The organism is Rhodobacter sp. P1_C2 (assembly GCF_056406375.1).
Genome location: NZ_JBFUAG010000009.1, coordinates 217,526 through 234,177 on the forward strand (window position 1 = coordinate 217,526; position 16,652 = coordinate 234,177).

Annotated in this window: 16 protein-coding genes; 14 read left to right on the top strand and 2 right to left on the bottom strand. The window is 64.5% G+C overall.

Going from position 1 to position 16,652, the window contains the following annotated elements; all coding sequences use genetic code 11:
• The first annotated feature begins 143 nt into the window (after positions 1-143).
• Complete coding sequence (gene mdh / locus AC1DZT_RS16955) at positions 144-1,106, top strand: malate dehydrogenase (RefSeq protein WP_478007821.1); 963 nt, start codon at positions 144-146, stop codon at positions 1,104-1,106.
• 91 nt (positions 1,107-1,197) lie between these two features.
• Here mdh and AC1DZT_RS16960 read toward each other — a convergent pair whose 3' ends face one another.
• Entirely contained in the window at positions 1,198-1,737 is a 540-nt protein-coding gene (locus tag AC1DZT_RS16960; protein ID WP_478007822.1) for a phosphatase PAP2 family protein, read from the bottom strand.
• Positions 1,738-1,862: 125 nt separating this feature from the next.
• On the opposite strand from AC1DZT_RS16960, the gene pepT reads away from it, so the two are divergent.
• The 3 genes from pepT to AC1DZT_RS16975 all read left to right on the top strand — a co-directional run bounded on the left by pepT (position 1,863) and on the right by AC1DZT_RS16975 (position 5,177).
• Entirely contained in the window at positions 1,863-3,107 is a 1,245-nt protein-coding gene (pepT, locus tag AC1DZT_RS16965) for a peptidase T (protein WP_478007823.1), read from the top strand.
• A gap of 124 nt (positions 3,108-3,231) precedes the next feature.
• The gene (locus AC1DZT_RS16970) at positions 3,232-3,900 is read left to right on the top strand and encodes a class I SAM-dependent methyltransferase (protein ID WP_478007824.1); all 669 of its coding nucleotides are present in this window, start codon (positions 3,232-3,234) and stop codon (positions 3,898-3,900) included.
• A gap of 53 nt (positions 3,901-3,953) precedes the next feature.
• Entirely contained in the window at positions 3,954-5,177 is a 1,224-nt protein-coding gene (locus tag AC1DZT_RS16975; protein ID WP_478007825.1) for a hypothetical protein, read from the top strand.
• A 66-nt stretch (positions 5,178-5,243) separates the two neighbouring features.
• On the opposite strand, the gene AC1DZT_RS16980 is transcribed toward AC1DZT_RS16975, so the two are convergent.
• Positions 5,244-5,942: an acid phosphatase gene (locus AC1DZT_RS16980; protein ID WP_478007826.1), complete on the bottom strand. Its 699-nt coding sequence runs from the start codon at positions 5,940-5,942 to the stop codon at positions 5,244-5,246.
• Positions 5,943-6,268: 326 nt separating this feature from the next.
• Between AC1DZT_RS16980 and sucC the strand changes: the two genes are divergently transcribed.
• From sucC to lpdA, 10 genes are all read left to right on the top strand, one after another.
• Positions 6,269-7,462, top strand: coding sequence for an ADP-forming succinate--CoA ligase subunit beta (gene sucC, locus AC1DZT_RS16985; RefSeq protein WP_478007827.1), 1,194 nt, complete (start codon positions 6,269-6,271; stop codon positions 7,460-7,462).
• 4 nt (positions 7,463-7,466) lie between these two features.
• The gene (locus AC1DZT_RS16990) at positions 7,467-7,889 is read left to right on the top strand and encodes a hypothetical protein (protein ID WP_478007828.1); all 423 of its coding nucleotides are present in this window, start codon (positions 7,467-7,469) and stop codon (positions 7,887-7,889) included.
• 8 nt (positions 7,890-7,897) lie between these two features.
• Positions 7,898-8,782: a succinate--CoA ligase subunit alpha gene (sucD, locus tag AC1DZT_RS16995; protein ID WP_478007829.1), complete on the top strand. Its 885-nt coding sequence runs from the start codon at positions 7,898-7,900 to the stop codon at positions 8,780-8,782.
• Between the two features lie 72 nt (positions 8,783-8,854).
• Positions 8,855-9,385, top strand: a complete 531-nt coding sequence (locus AC1DZT_RS17000; protein ID WP_478007830.1) for a hypothetical protein — start codon at positions 8,855-8,857, stop codon at positions 9,383-9,385.
• 195 nt (positions 9,386-9,580) lie between these two features.
• On the top strand, positions 9,581-10,093 hold the full coding sequence (locus AC1DZT_RS17005; protein WP_478007831.1) for a DUF805 domain-containing protein: 513 nt from the start codon (positions 9,581-9,583) through the stop codon (positions 10,091-10,093).
• Entirely contained in the window at positions 10,090-13,035 is a 2,946-nt protein-coding gene (locus AC1DZT_RS17010; protein ID WP_478007832.1) for a 2-oxoglutarate dehydrogenase E1 component, read from the top strand. The genes AC1DZT_RS17005 and AC1DZT_RS17010 overlap by 4 nt, the downstream gene beginning before the upstream one ends.
• An 18-nt stretch (positions 13,036-13,053) precedes the next feature.
• Positions 13,054-14,268: a 2-oxoglutarate dehydrogenase complex dihydrolipoyllysine-residue succinyltransferase gene (odhB, locus tag AC1DZT_RS17015; RefSeq protein WP_478007833.1), complete on the top strand. Its 1,215-nt coding sequence runs from the start codon at positions 13,054-13,056 to the stop codon at positions 14,266-14,268.
• Positions 14,269-14,285: 17 nt separating this feature from the next.
• Positions 14,286-14,705 (top strand): hypothetical protein, encoded by a 420-nt coding sequence (locus tag AC1DZT_RS17020; RefSeq protein ID WP_478007834.1) that lies wholly within the window; start codon positions 14,286-14,288, stop codon positions 14,703-14,705.
• Entirely contained in the window at positions 14,702-15,097 is a 396-nt protein-coding gene (locus AC1DZT_RS17025) for an MAPEG family protein (protein ID WP_478007835.1), read from the top strand. Before AC1DZT_RS17020 ends, AC1DZT_RS17025 begins: the two co-directional genes overlap by 4 nt.
• Positions 15,098-15,166: 69 nt before the next feature.
• On the top strand, positions 15,167-16,543 hold the full coding sequence (gene lpdA, locus AC1DZT_RS17030; RefSeq protein WP_478007836.1) for a dihydrolipoyl dehydrogenase: 1,377 nt from the start codon (positions 15,167-15,169) through the stop codon (positions 16,541-16,543).
• The last annotated feature ends 109 nt before the right edge of the window (positions 16,544-16,652 follow it).

The following is a 16,652-nucleotide window of genomic DNA, read 5'->3' on the forward strand; positions in this document are numbered from 1 at the left end:
GTTTTTTCATTTGCTAGCGCAATCATCGCCCCGGCACCATCCCGTACCGCTTTGCCGCAGCGCGGCGCTCTTGCGCGGCTGGCGGTTTTGGGCTTAGGACACGTCATTCTTTTCCGTTTGCAATCCACAAGGGGGATTCCCACATGGCCAGACCGAAGATCGCGCTGATCGGCGCCGGGCAGATCGGGGGCACGCTTGCCCACCTCGCCGTCCTGAAGGAACTGGGCGACGTCATCCTGTTCGACATCGCTGAAGGCACCCCCCAGGGCAAGGCGCTCGACATCGCGCAATCCGGCCCGATCGAGGGGTTTGACGCCACGCTGAAAGGCGCCAATTCCTACGCCGATATCGCAGGCGCCGATGTCTGCATCGTCACCGCCGGCGTGCCGCGCAAGCCGGGGATGAGCCGCGATGACCTTCTGGGCATCAACCTCAAGGTCATGAAGGCCGTGGGCGAGGGTCTGAAGGAACATGCGCCGAACGCTTTCGTGATCTGCATCACCAACCCGCTCGACGCCATGGTCTGGGCGCTGCGCGAGTTCTCGGGCCTGCCGCACAACAAGGTGGTCGGCATGGCGGGCGTGCTGGACGCCGGCCGCTTCCGTCACTTCCTGGCGACCGAGTTCAACGTCTCGATGAAGGACGTGACCGCCTTCGTCCTCGGCGGCCATGGCGACACGATGGTGCCCCTGGCGCGTTACTCCACCGTGGCCGGCATCCCGCTGCCCGACCTGGTCAAGATGGGCTGGACCAGCCAGGAAAAGCTCGACAGCATCATCCAGCGCACCCGTGACGGCGGCGCCGAGATCGTCGGCCTCCTGAAGACCGGTTCGGCCTTCTATGCGCCCGCCGCTTCGGCGATCGAGATGGCGGAAGCCTACCTGAAAGACCAGAAACGCCTGCTGCCCGTGGCCGCCTATGTCGATGGCGCCTTCGGTCTGAGCGGCATGTATGTCGGCGTTCCGGTCATCATCGGCGCTGGCGGTGTCGAGCGTCTGGTCGAAATCCAGATGACCGCGGACGAGAATGCGATGTTCCAGAAGTCGGTCGAGGCCGTGAAGGGCCTGGTCGCCGCCTGCAAGACGATCGACCCCTCGCTGGTCTGATCCTCAGCCTGTCACTTACGGAAATGCGCGTCCACACGGGCGCGCATTTTCTTTTGCCCGCGCGGCAACCCGGGGCGGCTGCGGCCCCGCCCTACAGGATCCTGACCGCCATCCGCTCCACGACATTGCCCGAGCGCCAGAACCGCGCCACCAGATAGGCCGCCAGCACGCCGGTCAGCGCCCCGCCCAGAATATCGCCGAAATAGTGGATGCCGAGGTAGACCCGCGCCAGGCAGATCAGCGCCGCCAGACCCGCAAAGACCGCCGCCCAAAGCTTGATCCGCTTGATCCAATAGACCGCCGCCACCGCGACCGAGGCCGTCGCATGGTCCGAGGGGAAGGACCAGTCCGCGCTCCGCCCGATCAAGAGCCGCGTCACCCCCATGTCATAGGGCCGCACCCGGTGGATCAGCACCAGCACCGCCTGGTTGAGCGCGAGGCCAAGCAGAAAGGCCAGCCCCGCCACCAATGCGACATGCCGCGCCTTCAGCCGGCCGCGCCGGCTCCACCATTGCAGGGCCACCAGCGCCACCATCAGGGGCACGCCCCATTGCGCCGCCGCCCGCATCACCGCATCCAGCAGCGGCAGGCCCGAAAGCCCGTTGATCCAGGCCGTGATGCTGGCGTCCATCTGTCCCTCCCGCGGTTTTCCCCCTGATACGCCGCAGCGGCCCGCCCGGCCAGAGGCCCCGCGTTGACTTCCGCCGCCCGGCCACTCAAATTCCCGGCACAGATCGCCAGCACCCCAGAGGCCGCATGACCCCGTTTGACGCCGAGCTTGAACAGCGCCTGATGCGCTACACCGCCATCGACAGCCAAAGCGACGAGGATCAGCCCGGCGCCCCCTCGACCGCGGTGCAGTTCGGCATGCTGAACCTGCTGCGGGAGGAGCTGGTCCAGATCGGCGCCGAAGAGGTCACCCTGACCGATTACGGCGTGGTGCTGGCCACCATCCCCGCCACCGTGCCCGCGCTCGAGGCGGGGCCGACGCTGGCCTTCCTCGCCCATGTCGACACCGCCCCCGCCTATAATGCGACCGGGGTCAAGCCGCGCGCCCACCGCGGCTACAACGGCGGCTCGATCAGCTTTCCCGACAATCCCGATCTGGTGCTGTCGCCGGAAACCTCGCCGGAACTCGGCCGCAAGCAGGGCCATACGATCATCACCGCCTCCGGGGCCACACTGCTCGGCGCCGATGACAAGGCGGGCGTGGCCATCCTGATGACCGCCGCCCGCCACCTCCTCTCCACCCCGGACCTCAGGCATGGCAAGGTCCGCCTCGCCTTCACCCCGGATGAGGAAATCGGCCGCGGCGTCAACCCGCGGCTCCCCGCCGACATCGCCGCCGATTTCGGCTATACCTTCGACGGCTCGACGGTGGGCGAGATCGAATATGAAAGCTTCTCCGCCGATGGCGCCCAGGTGAAGATCACCGGCGTCTCCGCCCATCCCGGCTGGGCCAAGGGCAAGCTCGTCAACGCGCTCTACCTCGCCGCCCGGCTGATCCAGTCGCTGCCCCTCGCCACCATGACCCCCGAGGTGACCGAGGGCCGCGACGGCTTCCTCCACCTCGCCGACATGTCGGGCAATGCCGCCGAGGTCACCCTGCGCTTCATCCTGCGCGACTTCGAACGCGACGGGCTGGCCGCCAAGGGCGAGATCCTGCGCGCCGCCTGCGCCGCCATCCTGGCCGAGGAGCCCCGCGCCAGGGTCGAGGTCACGATCCGCCCGCAATACCGCAACATGCGCTACTGGCTGGAAAGCGACATGCGCCCGGTCGAACTGGCCCTGAACGCCTGCCGCGCCATCGGCGTCGAACCCGTCTCCAAACCGATCCGCGGCGGCACCGACGGCTCCCGCCTGACCGAGATGGGCCTGCCCACCCCCAACCTCTTCACCGGGATGCAGGAAATCCACGGCCCCCTCGAATGGGTCTCGGTGCAGGACATGGCCGTCTCGACCCGCCTCATGCTGAAAATCATCGAAACCGCTGCCCCCTGATCCCGCCCCCCGCCTAATCCTACCCCCCCCCGCCCCCCCCTTCATTGGTCCCTAAATATCCCACGGGGGTCCCGGGGGTGTGAAACCCCCGGGCCGCCAGCCCCGCTCGCATCGAAAGCCGCCCATGCCCCGCCCCGTCTCCCCCTATCACAAGCCCGGCTTCTACGACGAAGCTTTGGCCCAGGGCCGCCACCGCGACATCGTCGGCGGCCGGTGGGAGGAGACCGGCCTCGTCCAGATGCAGCTTCTGCTCGCCGCCGGACTGGAGCGCCACCACCGCCTCCTCGACATCGGCGCGGGGTCCCTGCGGCTTGGCTGCCGCGTCGTACCCTATCTCGACCCGGGGCATTACTGGGCCACCGACCTCTCCGGCGCCCTGATGCGGCGCGGTTATGATCTTGAACTGGCGGACAAATCCCGTCTCGACCCCGCCCAGCTGATCGAGGATGCCAGCTTCGCCTTCCCCGGCGTGCCCGAGACGATCGACATGGCCATCGCCTTCGCCGTCTTCACCCACCTGCCGCTGTCGCACCTGCAATCCGCCCTGCCGGTGATCCGCGCCCGTTTCCCGCGCCTGCAAAAGCTGCTCTTCACGGTGTTCCTCGTCCCCGAAGACGCGGCACCTGCCGCCTTCCGCCAGCCCGACGGCGTGGTCACCCATCCCGACCGCACCCCCTATCACCACCTCGCCCGCGATGTCCTGGCCGCCTGCGAGGCGGCGGGCTTCACCGCCAGCCTTTCGGACCCCTATCTGCCGCGCGGCCAAAGGCTTTGTACGGCGCAGCCGCTCTAGGCTTGCTTTCAGGGGCCAGTCCTCCGATCATGCCCGGATGTGAGGAGGTCCCCATGCGCCCCATTCTCGCCGCCCTGCCCATCCTCTGCCTCGTCTCCACCGCCAAGGCCGAGACCCTCTCCGCCGAAATCGCAAGCCAGGGCCTGGCCCGGACCGAATCCCGCCTCGCCAGCCTGCCCACCAGATCCGAGGCCGAGACCTTCGCCCTGGGCGGGGTGCAATTCCTGCGGGCGATCGAGATCAGTTTTCAGGACCGCTGGGCCTCGGGCATGACCGACCGCTCCGGCCTCTTTCCCCTGCTGCGCATGCCGATCCCGCCCAATCCGGCGCCCGGCGCCTTCATCCCCGCCTCGGTCGCGGGCATCTTCATCCACACCGGCGACAAGCTGGCCGAGGCCAAGGCCACGCTGATCACCCTGCCCGACAGTGCCGATTTCGGGGTCGAGATTGCGCTGGCCGACCTCTGGTTCGACGTGAATGCCAATGCGACCCGCGACCCCGGCGAAGGCCTGGCCGAGATCATCGGCACCACCGCGCTTGGCGGCGTGGCCGATCCTTCCACCGACGGCACCATTCCGCCGCCGACCCTGCCCAAGGTCCGCTTCGACGTGGCCGATGCGGCCTGGCTTGCCGCCTATGCCGATCTTCTCGCCGCCTTCTGCGACATGGTGCGCGCCTATGATCCGACCGAGCCCTTGACCCGCGTCATCGCCGCCCGCGACAAGATCAAGTCCCTCGGTCCCGCCACGCCCGATTTCCTCTTCGGCGACCTCAGCGACGACCCCCGCGCGCTCGAGGGTTTCGACCTCATCGCGGTACTTCTGGCCACGCTGAACCAGACGCCGGACAAGGCCCGCATGGCATCGGCCCGCGATCACTTTCTGTCGATGGTGGCGCAGAACCGGATCTTCTGGGCCCGCGTCGCCAAAGAGAGCGACGATGCGCAGGAATGGCTGCCCAACGAGCACCAGCATTCCGCCATCGGCATCGACCTGCCGCCCGGCACCGCGGCCTCCTGGCTCGCCGTCCTTGCCGATGTCGAAGCGGTCTTCAAGGGTGACAAGCTTCTGCCCTTCTGGCGCGCCGGGGCGCCCGCCGGGATCAACCTCGCCAAAGTCTTCACCGACCCCGCCCCGATCGACTTGGCCGGCTGGGCGCAGGGCTGGGCCGCCCTGCCCTATCTGCAAACCGGCCCACTCATCGACGGGGCCAGCATGACGGCCTTCGATGACCTGGTGCAGGGCCAGTCGATGCTCTTCTCGCTTTACCTCAACTGAGCCGAGCGGCGGCCGCAATGACAAAGGCCGCCGGTCTCCCGGCGGCCCTTGCGGTCTGAACCCGGATCAGAGACCCAGCGCCGCGCGCAGTTCGGTCTTGGCCTCGGCATATTCGGCCTTGAAGTCGTCATGCCCCATGATCTCGGCGGCGATCACGCTGCCCGAGATGCGGCCGGCTTCGATATCGGAGGGCACATGCATCCCCGCCACGACGCGGTTGTTGGCGAAATCCTGCGCCCGCGCCATGATCTCGGCGCGCTTTTCCGGGACCATGTCGGAGAGGATGATCCCCATCAGCGTGGCCACGGTGGAATGGCCCGAAGGATAGGCGCCGGATTTCTTCGGCTCCAGCAAGGGCTTGACCAGATCGCTCATCATATAGGGACGCGGACGGGCCCAGGTCTTCTTGGCCGGGTCGACGACAGCGCCCTCGGTCTCGGTCACGCGGTCGAAGAAGGCGGCGAACTTCGGCAGGTCCTCGGGTTTGAACTTCGGGTTGCCGATCACATTGGCAAAGGCCCAGACATTCTCTTCATTGTCGGCGATGGCGCGGGCTTCCATCTCGGGCGTGCGGGTGACCTGCACCATCAGGACCTGGCCCAGTTCCGCCTTGATCGCCGGCGAATCCGGCGCCGCCGGCGGGGCGAGGATCTGCGTCAGGTCGATCGTGGTGGCATCGGCAAAGGGCTTGACGTCGGCGGCAAAGGCCGGGGCGACAAGGCCGAGGGCAAGGGCGAAAAAGACAGAGGACGCGGTATGGCGCATGGCAGGCTCCTGTTGCAGTTGCCGCCTGCTAGCACCCGATTGCTGCGGTTGGGTGACGCCGCGGTAACAGGGCAATGACAGGACCGGCGGCTGAAACCCGCCGGGCTTCGGCGCAAAGTCGCCGGTTCCGACCTGTGAAAGCGGGCCCCCGCGCGGCCAAAAACCCGGCACCCGGCCTTTGTTCCTTGCCTAATCCTTACGCGTGATCACAAAATTTTTTCCTGTGATCACAAATGTCGCTTTTCTGCGCCCCGGCCCCTTTTCCCGTTTTGCCCGCATCGCAATATGTGCCAGAAGGCGACCAAATCCACCTAACGGGGCGCAAGATGAACATCCACGAATACCAGGCCAAGGCCCTGCTGCGCAGCTACGGCATTCCTGTTTCCGATGGCCGCGCAGTGACGCGGGCCGAAGAGGCCAAGTCCGCTGCCGGCGAGCTTGACGGCCCGCTCTGGGTCGTCAAGGCCCAGATCCACGCCGGCGGCCGCGGCAAGGGCCACTTTGTGGAACCCGAGGCCGGCGAAAAAGGCGGCGTCCGCCTCGCCCGCTCGGTCGAAGAGGCCGCCGAATTCACCCGCCAGATGCTCGGCCGCACCCTGGTGACCGTGCAGACCGGCCCGGCCGGCAAGCAGGTCAACCGCATCTACATCGAAGACGGTTCGGACATCGCCAAGGAGTTCTACCTGGCCCTGCTGATCGACCGTCAGACCTCGCGCATCTCGATCGTCTGCTCGACCGAAGGCGGGATGAGCATCGAAGACGTGGCCCATGATACCCCTGAGAAAATCCTGTCCTTCTCGATCGACCCGGCCGCGGGCTTTTCCGAATACCACGGCCGCCGCGTCGCCTTTGCGCTGGGACTGAGCGGCAACCAGGTCAAGCAATGCGTCGGCATCGTGAAGAACCTCTACAAGCTCTTCACCGAAAAAGACATGGACATGCTGGAGATCAACCCCTTCTGCGTGCTGAAGGACGGCTCCCTGAAGCTGCTCGACGCCAAGATGAGCTTTGACGGCAACGCGATGTTCCGCCACCCGGAACTGGCGGCGCTGCGCGACGAGACCGAGGAAGACCCCAAGGAACTCGCCGCCTCGAAATTCGACCTGAACTATATCGCGCTCGATGGCGAGATCGGCTGCATGGTCAACGGCGCGGGTCTGGCCATGGCCACCATGGACATCATCAAGCTTTACGGCGCCGAGCCCGCCAACTTCCTCGACGTCGGCGGCGGTGCCACGAAGGAGAAGGTGACCGAAGCCTTCAAGATCATCACCTCTGACCCGAACGTCAAAGGCATCCTGGTCAACATCTTCGGCGGCATCATGCGCTGCGACATCATCGCCGAGGGCGTGATCGCCGCGGTCAAGGAAGTCGGCCTGAAGGTCCCGCTGGTCGTCCGCCTTGAAGGCACCAACGTCGAGCTCGGCAAGGACATCATCCGCAAAAGCGGCCTGAACGTCATCGCCGCGGACGACCTGAAAGATGGCGCCCAGAAGATCGTGAAGGCTGTGAAGGGATGAAACGGTGGCATACCTTCTCAAGATCAAGCGGAGCGCAATTTCCAACTTCACTGCCGTCGTACCGAAAATGAAATCAGCCAAATTGGATCACTCGTCGGTTGGAGCGGAAGTCTACGTTTGGTTCGATGACGGCATCGAGGGGAAGAGCGCATTGTCAGCCGCTTACACTTTGGTGAGAGTTGATGAAACGGAAATGCCGCAAGTCCGAGATCCGTCCAAAAGAAAGGCTGCGTACCGTCTTTTTCTTAGAACTCTCCATGATGCGGTAGTTCATCCGCTTTCGACGGACGAACTTGCACCGCAACGTTACGCTTATGCCCCTCCTGGACTTGCCTCACTTGGCAAGATCCACCGTGATCGAAACGATAAAATAATCGAGCTTTCAACGGCCGAAGCAAATGCGCTCGCAGCGCGCTTTCAGAGCTAGGAAAAACCATGTCCGTCCTCGTCAACAAAAACACCCGCGTCATCTGCCAGGGCTTCACCGGCTCGCAGGGTACTTTCCACTCCGAACAGGCCATCGCTTACGGCACCAAGATGGTCGGCGGGGTGACCCCCGGCAAAGGCGGTTCGCTGCACCTGAACCTGCCGGTCTTTGACAGCGTCCATGACGCGAAGAAGGCCACCGATGCCAATGCCACCGTGATCTATGTGCCGCCGCCCTTCGCCGCCGACAGCATCCTCGAGGCGATCGACGCCGAGATGGAGCTGATCGTCTGCATCACCGAAGGCATCCCGGTGCTTGACATGATGAAGGTCAAGCGCGCCCTTCTGAACTCCAAATCCCGGCTGATCGGGCCGAACTGCCCCGGCGTCATGACCCCCGGTGAATGCAAGATCGGCATCATGCCGGGCAGCATCTTCTCCAAGGGTTCGGTCGGCGTCGTCAGCCGTTCCGGCACCCTGACCTATGAGGCCGTCAAGCAGACGACCGATGTGGGCCTCGGCCAATCCTCCGCCGTGGGCATCGGCGGCGACCCGATCAAGGGCAGCGAGCACATCGACATTCTCGAGATGTTCCTCGCCGATCCGGAGACCCATTCGATCATCATGATCGGTGAAATCGGCGGTTCCGCCGAGGAAGAGGGCGCGCAGTTCCTGGCCGACGAGAAGAAGCGCGGCCGCTGGAAGCCCACCGCCGGCTTCATCGCCGGCCGCACCGCCCCCGCCGGCCGCCGCATGGGCCACGCCGGCGCCATCGTCGCCGGTGGCAAGGGTGACGCGGAATCGAAGATCGAGGCAATGAAGATGGCCGGCATCATCGTGGCCGACAGCCCCGCGACGCTGGGCGAGGCCGTGATGAAGGCTTTGGGCAAGTAACCCCGAAAGGCGGGGTCATCCCCGCCTTTTCCCGTGACGATTGCCCCTTTTGCAGGGCTGCAGGAGACCGAGATGCGCAAGACCCCCGTGCTGTTCTGCCTCGCCATCGCCCTTTCGGGCTGTGTGGAGGCAGGCGCACCCTCCGAGCCGCCCGCCGCGGCAACCCCGGCCACGTCGCGGGTCTTCTCCGGCAACCCCAAGGCCGTCCCCTTCGCCCGCGGCCTGCAACTGTTCGACGCGGTCTGTGTCTCGACCGCGCCCAACCATTTCAACGGCGCAACGGCGGCAATGGCTGCGAACAACGTGACGGTGCCCTCGCCGATGGGGACATCGACCCTCTACAGCGTGGAAGAGAACCTTTCCTTCCAGATCGCGGGCAAGAGCGGGGATCGCCGGTGCTCGATGGTCTTTGGAACCAACACAGGCAGCAGGACGCTTGCCAGCGCCTTTGTCGACCGCTTTGGCGAAAAACTCCTGTCCAACTCGGGCGTGGTCGCCGTAGTGGACCAGAAAACCGGCTATCTCGTGACCTTCAATGCGGCCCCTCCCATCGCCGGACAACATGGGGTCCATCTCGTCGCCTTTGACACGCAACCCAAATGACCGCTTTTTCGCCCCTCAAAGCCGCCATCTCACCTCTAAGGTTTGAGCCATGACCGAACAGCCCTCCAACGCCGACTCCTTTTCGCAAGGGGCCATGGCAACCTCGGACAACCAGCCAGCCTTCCGGTGCGGGAAAGGTGCCGCCTTTTTTGACGCATCCACGACGAAGGTGTCGGGACGATAATAATGGGACCTGTGCAAGCCATCACGACCTGTCTCGCCAAGTCGTTCCAATATTCGGGGCGGGCCAGCCGCTCCGAGTTTTGGTGGTTTGCGGCGTTTTGGCTTCTGCTTCCCGAAGTGGTTGCTTTCCTTGTCGCCTTCCCCATCGGTTTTCGCCAAGGCTATGCGCAGGCCTCCGGCGCGACCGACATCGCGCCCCCGAACTACATGTGGGCCACAGTTGCGCATCACCTGACCTGGTTGGTGCTGGTCCTTCCCGGTGTCGCCGTGATCGTGCGACGCCTGCACGATATCTCTCGGTCCGCCTGGTGGTTTTTGCTGCCCCTTCTGGTCGCAATCCTGCTCATCATATTGATGACCGTCGGCGGCTTCCTTGCCCACGCAACCCCGCAAACCTTCGGGGCGATGGGCAAACAGATCGGAGCACACCTATATCTGTTTATCCTGATCTGCTCCCTGCCGCTCTTCTGGCTTATGTCCCGTCCTTCCAACACCCGCCCCAACCCTTCGGAGGCACTCCAATGACCGAACAAACCCCCAACGCCGCCTTCAACGCCTCCTCCTTCCTGCAGGGGGCCAATGCCGATTACATCGACAAGCTGGCGGCGCGGTATGCCGATGATCCGGCAAATGTCGATGCGCAATGGGCCGAATTCTTCCGCCTCTTGGGCGACAGCGGGCTGGAGCAGAAGCGCGCCGCCGAAGGTCCGTCCTGGGCCCGCAAGGACTGGCCGCCGCAGCCCGCGGATGATCTGACCGCCGCCCTGACCGGCGAATGGCCGGTCGAGGTCAAGGCCGCGTCCAAGAAGATCACCGAGAAGGCCGCCGAAAAGGGCATCGAGCTGACCGATGCCCAGGTGCGCCGCGCCGTGCTGGATTCTGTCCGCGCCATCATGCTGATCCGCGCTTACCGGATCCGCGGCCACCTCGCCGCCGACCTTGACCCCCTGGGCATCGTCGAGCGGGGCAACCACCCGGAACTGGACCCGGCCTCCTATGGCTTCACCGAAGCCGACATGGACCGGCCGATCTTCATCGACATGGTGCTGGGGCTTGAGATGGCCTCGATGCGCCAGATCGTCGAGATGGTGAAGCGCACCTATTGCGGCACTTTCGCGCTGCAATACATGCATATCTCGGACCCCGAACAGGCCGCCTGGCTGAAAGAGCGGATCGAAGGCTACGGCAAGGAAATCGCCTTCACCCGCGAGGGCCGCAAGGCGATCCTCAACAAGCTGGTCGAGGCCGAGGGCTATGAGAAGTTCCTCCATGTCAAATACATGGGCACCAAGCGGTTCGGCCTTGATGGCGCCGAAGCCCTGATCCCGGCGCTGGAGCAGATCATCAAGCGCGGCGGCAGCCTCGGCGTGCGCGAGATCAACTTCGGCATGCCGCACCGTGGCCGGTTGAACGTGCTCGCCAATGTGCTGCAGAAGCCCTACAAGGCGATCTTCAACGAATTCCAGGGCGGCTCCTACAAGCCCGAGGATGTCGACGGTTCGGGCGACGTGAAGTACCACCTCGGCGCCTCGTCGGACCGCAGCTTTGACGGCAACACCGTCCACCTTTCCCTGACCGCCAACCCCTCGCACCTCGAGGCGGTCAATCCGGTGGTGCTGGGCAAGGTCCGCGCCAAGCAGGACCAGTACAACGACACCGACCGCCACCAGGTCCTGCCGATCCTTCTGCACGGCGATGCGGCCTTTGCGGGCCAGGGCGTCGTGGCGGAATGCTTCGGCCTGTCGGGTCTGAAGGGCCACCGCACCGGCGGCACGATCCATGTGGTGGTGAACAACCAGATCGGGTTCACCACGGCGCCGAGCTACTCGCGCTCCTCGCCCTATCCGACCGACATCGCCCTGATGGTGGAAGCGCCGATCTTCCACGTCAACGGCGACGATCCGGAGGCCGTGGTCCATGCCGCGCGCGTGGCCACCGAATTCCGCCAGAAGTTCCACAAGGATGTCGTGATCGACATCTTCTGCTACCGCCGCTTCGGTCACAACGAAGGCGACGAGCCGATGTTCACCAACCCGGCGATGTATGCCCGCATCCGCAAGCAGAAGACCACGCTGCAGCTCTATGCCGAGCGCCTGGTGGCTGATGGCCTGATCCCGGAAGGCGAAATCGACGACATGAAGGCCGCCTTCCAGGCCCGCCTGAACGAAGAATACGAGGCCGGCAAGACCTACAAGCCCAACAAGGCCGACTGGCTGGACGGGCGCTGGAAGAACATGCAGCCGAAGGATCTGACCTCCTACCAGCGCGGCGAAACCTGGATCAAGCCCGAGACCATGGCCGAGGTCGGCGCCGCGCTGACCCGCGTGCCCGAGGCTTTCGACATCCACAAGACCGTGGCGCGCCAGCTGGACGCCAAGAAAGAGATGTTCGCCACCGGCAAGGGCTTTGACTGGGCGACGGCGGAGGCCCTGGCCTTCGGCTCGCTCGTCACCGAGGGCTTCCCGGTCCGCCTTTCGGGTCAGGATTGCACCCGCGGCACCTTCAGCCAGCGCCACTCGGCCTTCATCGACCAGGTCACCGAAGAGCGCTACTACCCCTTGAACCACATCCGTGCCGGCCAGGCCCGGTATGAGGTGATCGACTCGATGCTGTCGGAATATGCGGTTCTGGGCTTTGAATACGGCTATTCGGTTGCCGAACCCAATGCCCTGACCATGTGGGAGGCGCAGTTCGGCGACTTCGCCAATGGCGCGCAGATCATGTTCGACCAGTTCATCTGCTCGGGCGAGTCGAAGTGGCTCAGGATGTCGGGCCTCGTCTGCCTGCTGCCGCATGGCTTCGAAGGCCAGGGGCCGGAACATTCCTCGGGCCGTCTGGAACGCTTCCTGCAATCCTCGGCGCATGACAACTGGATCGTGGCCAACTGCTCGACCCCGGCCAACTACTTCCACATCCTGCGCCGCCAGATGCACCGCGATTTCCGCAAGCCCCTGATCCTGATGACGCCGAAATCGCTGCTGCGCCATCCGATGTGCATTTCGGACGCTTCGGACTTCGTGGACGGTTCCACCTTCCACCGCGTCCTCTGGGACGATGCGCAGAAGGGCCATTCGCCGACCCAGCTGGTCGCCGATGACCAGATCAAGCGGGTCGTCCTCTGCTCGGGCAAGGTCTACTTCGACCTTCTGGCCGAACGCGACGCGCGCGGGCTGACCGATACCTATATCCTGCGGGTCGAACAGCTTTACCCGGTGCCGACCATCTCGCTCACCACCGAACTGTCGCGCTTCCCGAATGCCGATTTCGTCTGGTGCCAGGAAGAGCCGAAGAACCAGGGCGCCTGGTTCTTCATCGAACCCGAACTTGAAGTGCTGCTGACCAAGATCGGCGCCAAGACCACGCGGCCGCGCTATGCCGGCCGCAACGCCTCGGCATCGCCCGCCACGGGCCTCGCCAGCACCCACAAGGCCGAACAACAAGCCCTCGTCAACGCCGCGTTGAGCTGAGAGTCCAAGGAGAAGACTATGACCGACGTAATGGTGCCCACCCTGGGCGAAAGTGTCACCGAAGCCACCGTCTCGACCTGGTTCAAGAAACCCGGCGATGCGGTGAAACAGGACGAGATGCTCTGCGAGCTTGAGACCGACAAGGTCTCGGTCGAAGTCCCGAGCCCGGTGAACGGCGTCCTGGCCGAGATCCTGGCGCCCGAGGGCATGACCGTGGCGGCCAATGCCCGCCTCGCCATCGTGACCGAAGGTGCGACGGCGGCGCCCAAGCCGGCAGCCCCGGCTGCGGCGCCCGCCCCCGCCCCTGCCCCGGCGCCCGCCGCCGCCAAGGATGTCGAGGATGCCCCCGCCGCCAAGAAGGCGATGGCCGAAGCCGGGCTTTCGCCCGATCAGGTCACCGGCACCGGCCGCGATGGCCGCATCATGAAGGAAGACGTGGCCAAGGCCGCCGCCGCCCCGGTCGTGGCCGCCGCTGCCGCCGTCACCCCGGCCCCGGTCGCCATCCCGCGCGCCCCGGTGCCCGCCGATGACGCCGCCCGCGAGGAACGCGTCAAGATGACCCGCCTGCGCGCCACCATCGCCAAGCGCCTGAAGGACGCTCAGAACACCGCCGCCATGCTGACCACCTATAACGAGGTCGACATGTCGGGCATCATGGAGCTGCGCAACACCTACAAGGACCAGTTCGAGAAGAAGCACGGCGTCAAGCTCGGCTTCATGTCCTTCTTCGTCAAAGCCTGTATCCATGCCCTGAAGGAAGTCCCCGAGGTCAATGCCGAGATCGACGGCCAGGACGTGGTCTACAAGAACTTCGTCCACATGGGTGTTGCCGTCGGCACGCCCTCGGGCCTCGTGGTTCCGGTCCTGCGCGACGCCGACCAGATGAGCTTTGCCGGCATCGAGAAGAAGATCGCCGAGATGGGCGCCCGCGCCCGTGACAACAAGCTGACCATGGCCGACATGCAGGGCGGCTCCTTCACCATCTCGAACGGCGGGGTCTATGGCTCGCTGATGTCTTCGCCGATCCTGAACCCGCCGCAATCGGGTATTCTGGGGATGCACAAGATCCAGGACCGTCCCGTCGTCGTCGGCGGCCAGATCGTGATCCGCCCGATGATGTATCTGGCGCTGAGCTACGATCACCGCATCGTCGACGGCAAGGGCGCCGTGACCTTCCTCGTCCGGGTGAAAGAGGCACTGGAAGATCCGCGCCGGTTGTTGATGGATCTGTAAGACGCTGGATCTGAAAAGTGACCACCATGAACCAACAAAATGGCGTGCGCACCGCAGTGATCCTGTGGTGCGCCTTCATGGTGGTCTGCACACTCGTCCTGGTCGGCATGCTTCTGTCGTGGGCGACCGACCCGGACTATTTCTGGGCTGCCACCATTCAGCTGTCTCTTCTGGCCGCTTTCGGCATTTGGTACTATCTACGCCTTGGCTTGGCTGCATTCCGGCAATCGGCACTCCTGCCAAGGATGGCCCGCCAACGCATGGTATTCTGGTTGCTTGCGGGTTGCATGGTCGTGTTGCTCGCCTTTCTGCCGAACCCTGATCGCGACGCGTTTGCCACCCAGCGCACGATCTATGGAGCGCTGATAATGCTGCTGATCGCCGGGGTTCATTGGGTCTTCTATCGGAAACTGAAGATGGAAGAGGCACCAAATTGACCCCCGAACTCACCGCCCTTTCCCTCGCCTCCCTGCTGCAGGTCGTCCAGTTCGCCCTCTTCGCCGCCCCGGCGAATATGGAGCTGACCCCGGCCTATACCTGCAGCCCGCGCGATGTGCCGCCGGCGCGGCCACTGTCGCGGGTCTCGGGGCGGCTGCAGCGGGCGTTGAACAACCATTTCGAAGCGTTGATCCTCTTCACCATCTCCGTTCTGGTGGTGACACTGTCCAACCAGTCCTCCAGCTTCACCGCCGCCTGCGGCTGGACCTACCTCGCCGCCCGTGTCCTCTATATCCCCGCTTACGCCTTGGGCTGGACGCCCTGGCGCTCGGCGATCTGGGCCCTGGGCCAAACTGCAACCATTTTGATGCTGCTGGCCGCTTTGCTGTAGTCTTGTCTTCACCAAAGGAAGACAAAAGGAAGACGCAAGGAAGACGCCAAGAACCTGAAGGAAAAGACCATGGCAGAGTTTGATGTGATCGTGATCGGCAGCGGCCCCGGCGGCTATGTCTGCGCCATTCGCTGCGCCCAACTGGGCCTGAAAACCGCCGTGGTCGAAGGGCGCGACACCCTCGGCGGCACCTGCCTCAACATCGGCTGCATCCCTTCCAAGGCGCTGTTGAACGCGACGCACCACCTGCACGAAGTCCATGAAAACTTTGAGAAAATGGGCCTGATGGGCGCAGCACCCACCGTGGATTGGGCCAAGATGCAGGCCTATAAACAGGATGTGGTGAACGGCAACACCAAGGGGATCGAATTCCTGTTCAAGAAGAACAAGGTGACCTGGCTGAAAGGCTGGGGCACGATCCCGGCCGTCGGTCAGGTCAAGGTCGGGGATGAGGTCCATTCCGCGAAAAACATCATCATTGCAACGGGTTCCGAGCCGTCCTCGCTGCCCGGTGTCACGGTGGACGAGGTCAATGTCGTCACCTCCACCGGCGCCCTGACCCTCGACCAGATCCCCAAGACCATGACCGTGATCGGCGCCGGCGTCATCGGGCTTGAACTCGGCTCGGTCTATGCCCGCCTCGGGACCCAAGTGACCGTGGTCGAATATCTCGACGCCATCACCCCCGGCATGGATGCCGAGGTGCAGAAGTCCTTCCAGAAAATCCTGACGAAACAAGGGCTCAAGTTCATCCTCGGCGCTGCCGTGCAGGGCGTGGAAGGCACCACCACCCGCTACAAGCTGCGCAAGGATGACAGCGAGGCGACCCTCACCGCCGATGTCGTCCTCGTCGCCACCGGCCGCAAACCCTATACGGCGGGTCTAGGACTTGAGACTTTGGGGGTCGAGATGGGCCCGCGTGGCACGATCAAGACCGACGCGCATTTTGCCACCAATATCAAGGGCATCTATGCGATAGGTGATGCGGTCGCAGGCCCGATGCTGGCCCACAAGGCCGAGGATGAGGGCATGGCCGTTGCCGAAAACGTCGCTGGCAAGCACGGTCACGTTAACTATGGGGTAATCCCCGGTGTGATATACACGACTCCGGAGGTTTCCAGCGTGGGGGCGACGGAAGAACAGCTGAAAGAACAGGGCCGCGCCTACAAGGTCGGCAAATTCCCCTTCATGGGCAACGCCCGCGCCAAGGCGGTCTTCCAGGGTGAAGGCTTCGTCAAGATCCTCGCCGATGCCGCCACCGACCGCATCCTCGGCTGCCACATCATCGGCCCGGGCGCTGGCGACATCATCCACGAAATCTGCGTGGCGATGGAATTCGGCGCCTCGGCCCAGGACGTGGCGCTGACCTGCCACGCCCACCCGACCTATAGCGAGGCCGTCCGCGAAGCCGCCCTCGCCTGCGGTGACGGCGCGATCCATGCCTGACCCAAAGAAGGGGTCCCCAAGCCCCTTCATTGGTCCATAAATATCCCACGGGGGTGCGGGGGTGTGAAACCCCCGCTTCTCCGGCCAAAGAGGGGCGTTGCCCGCTCCG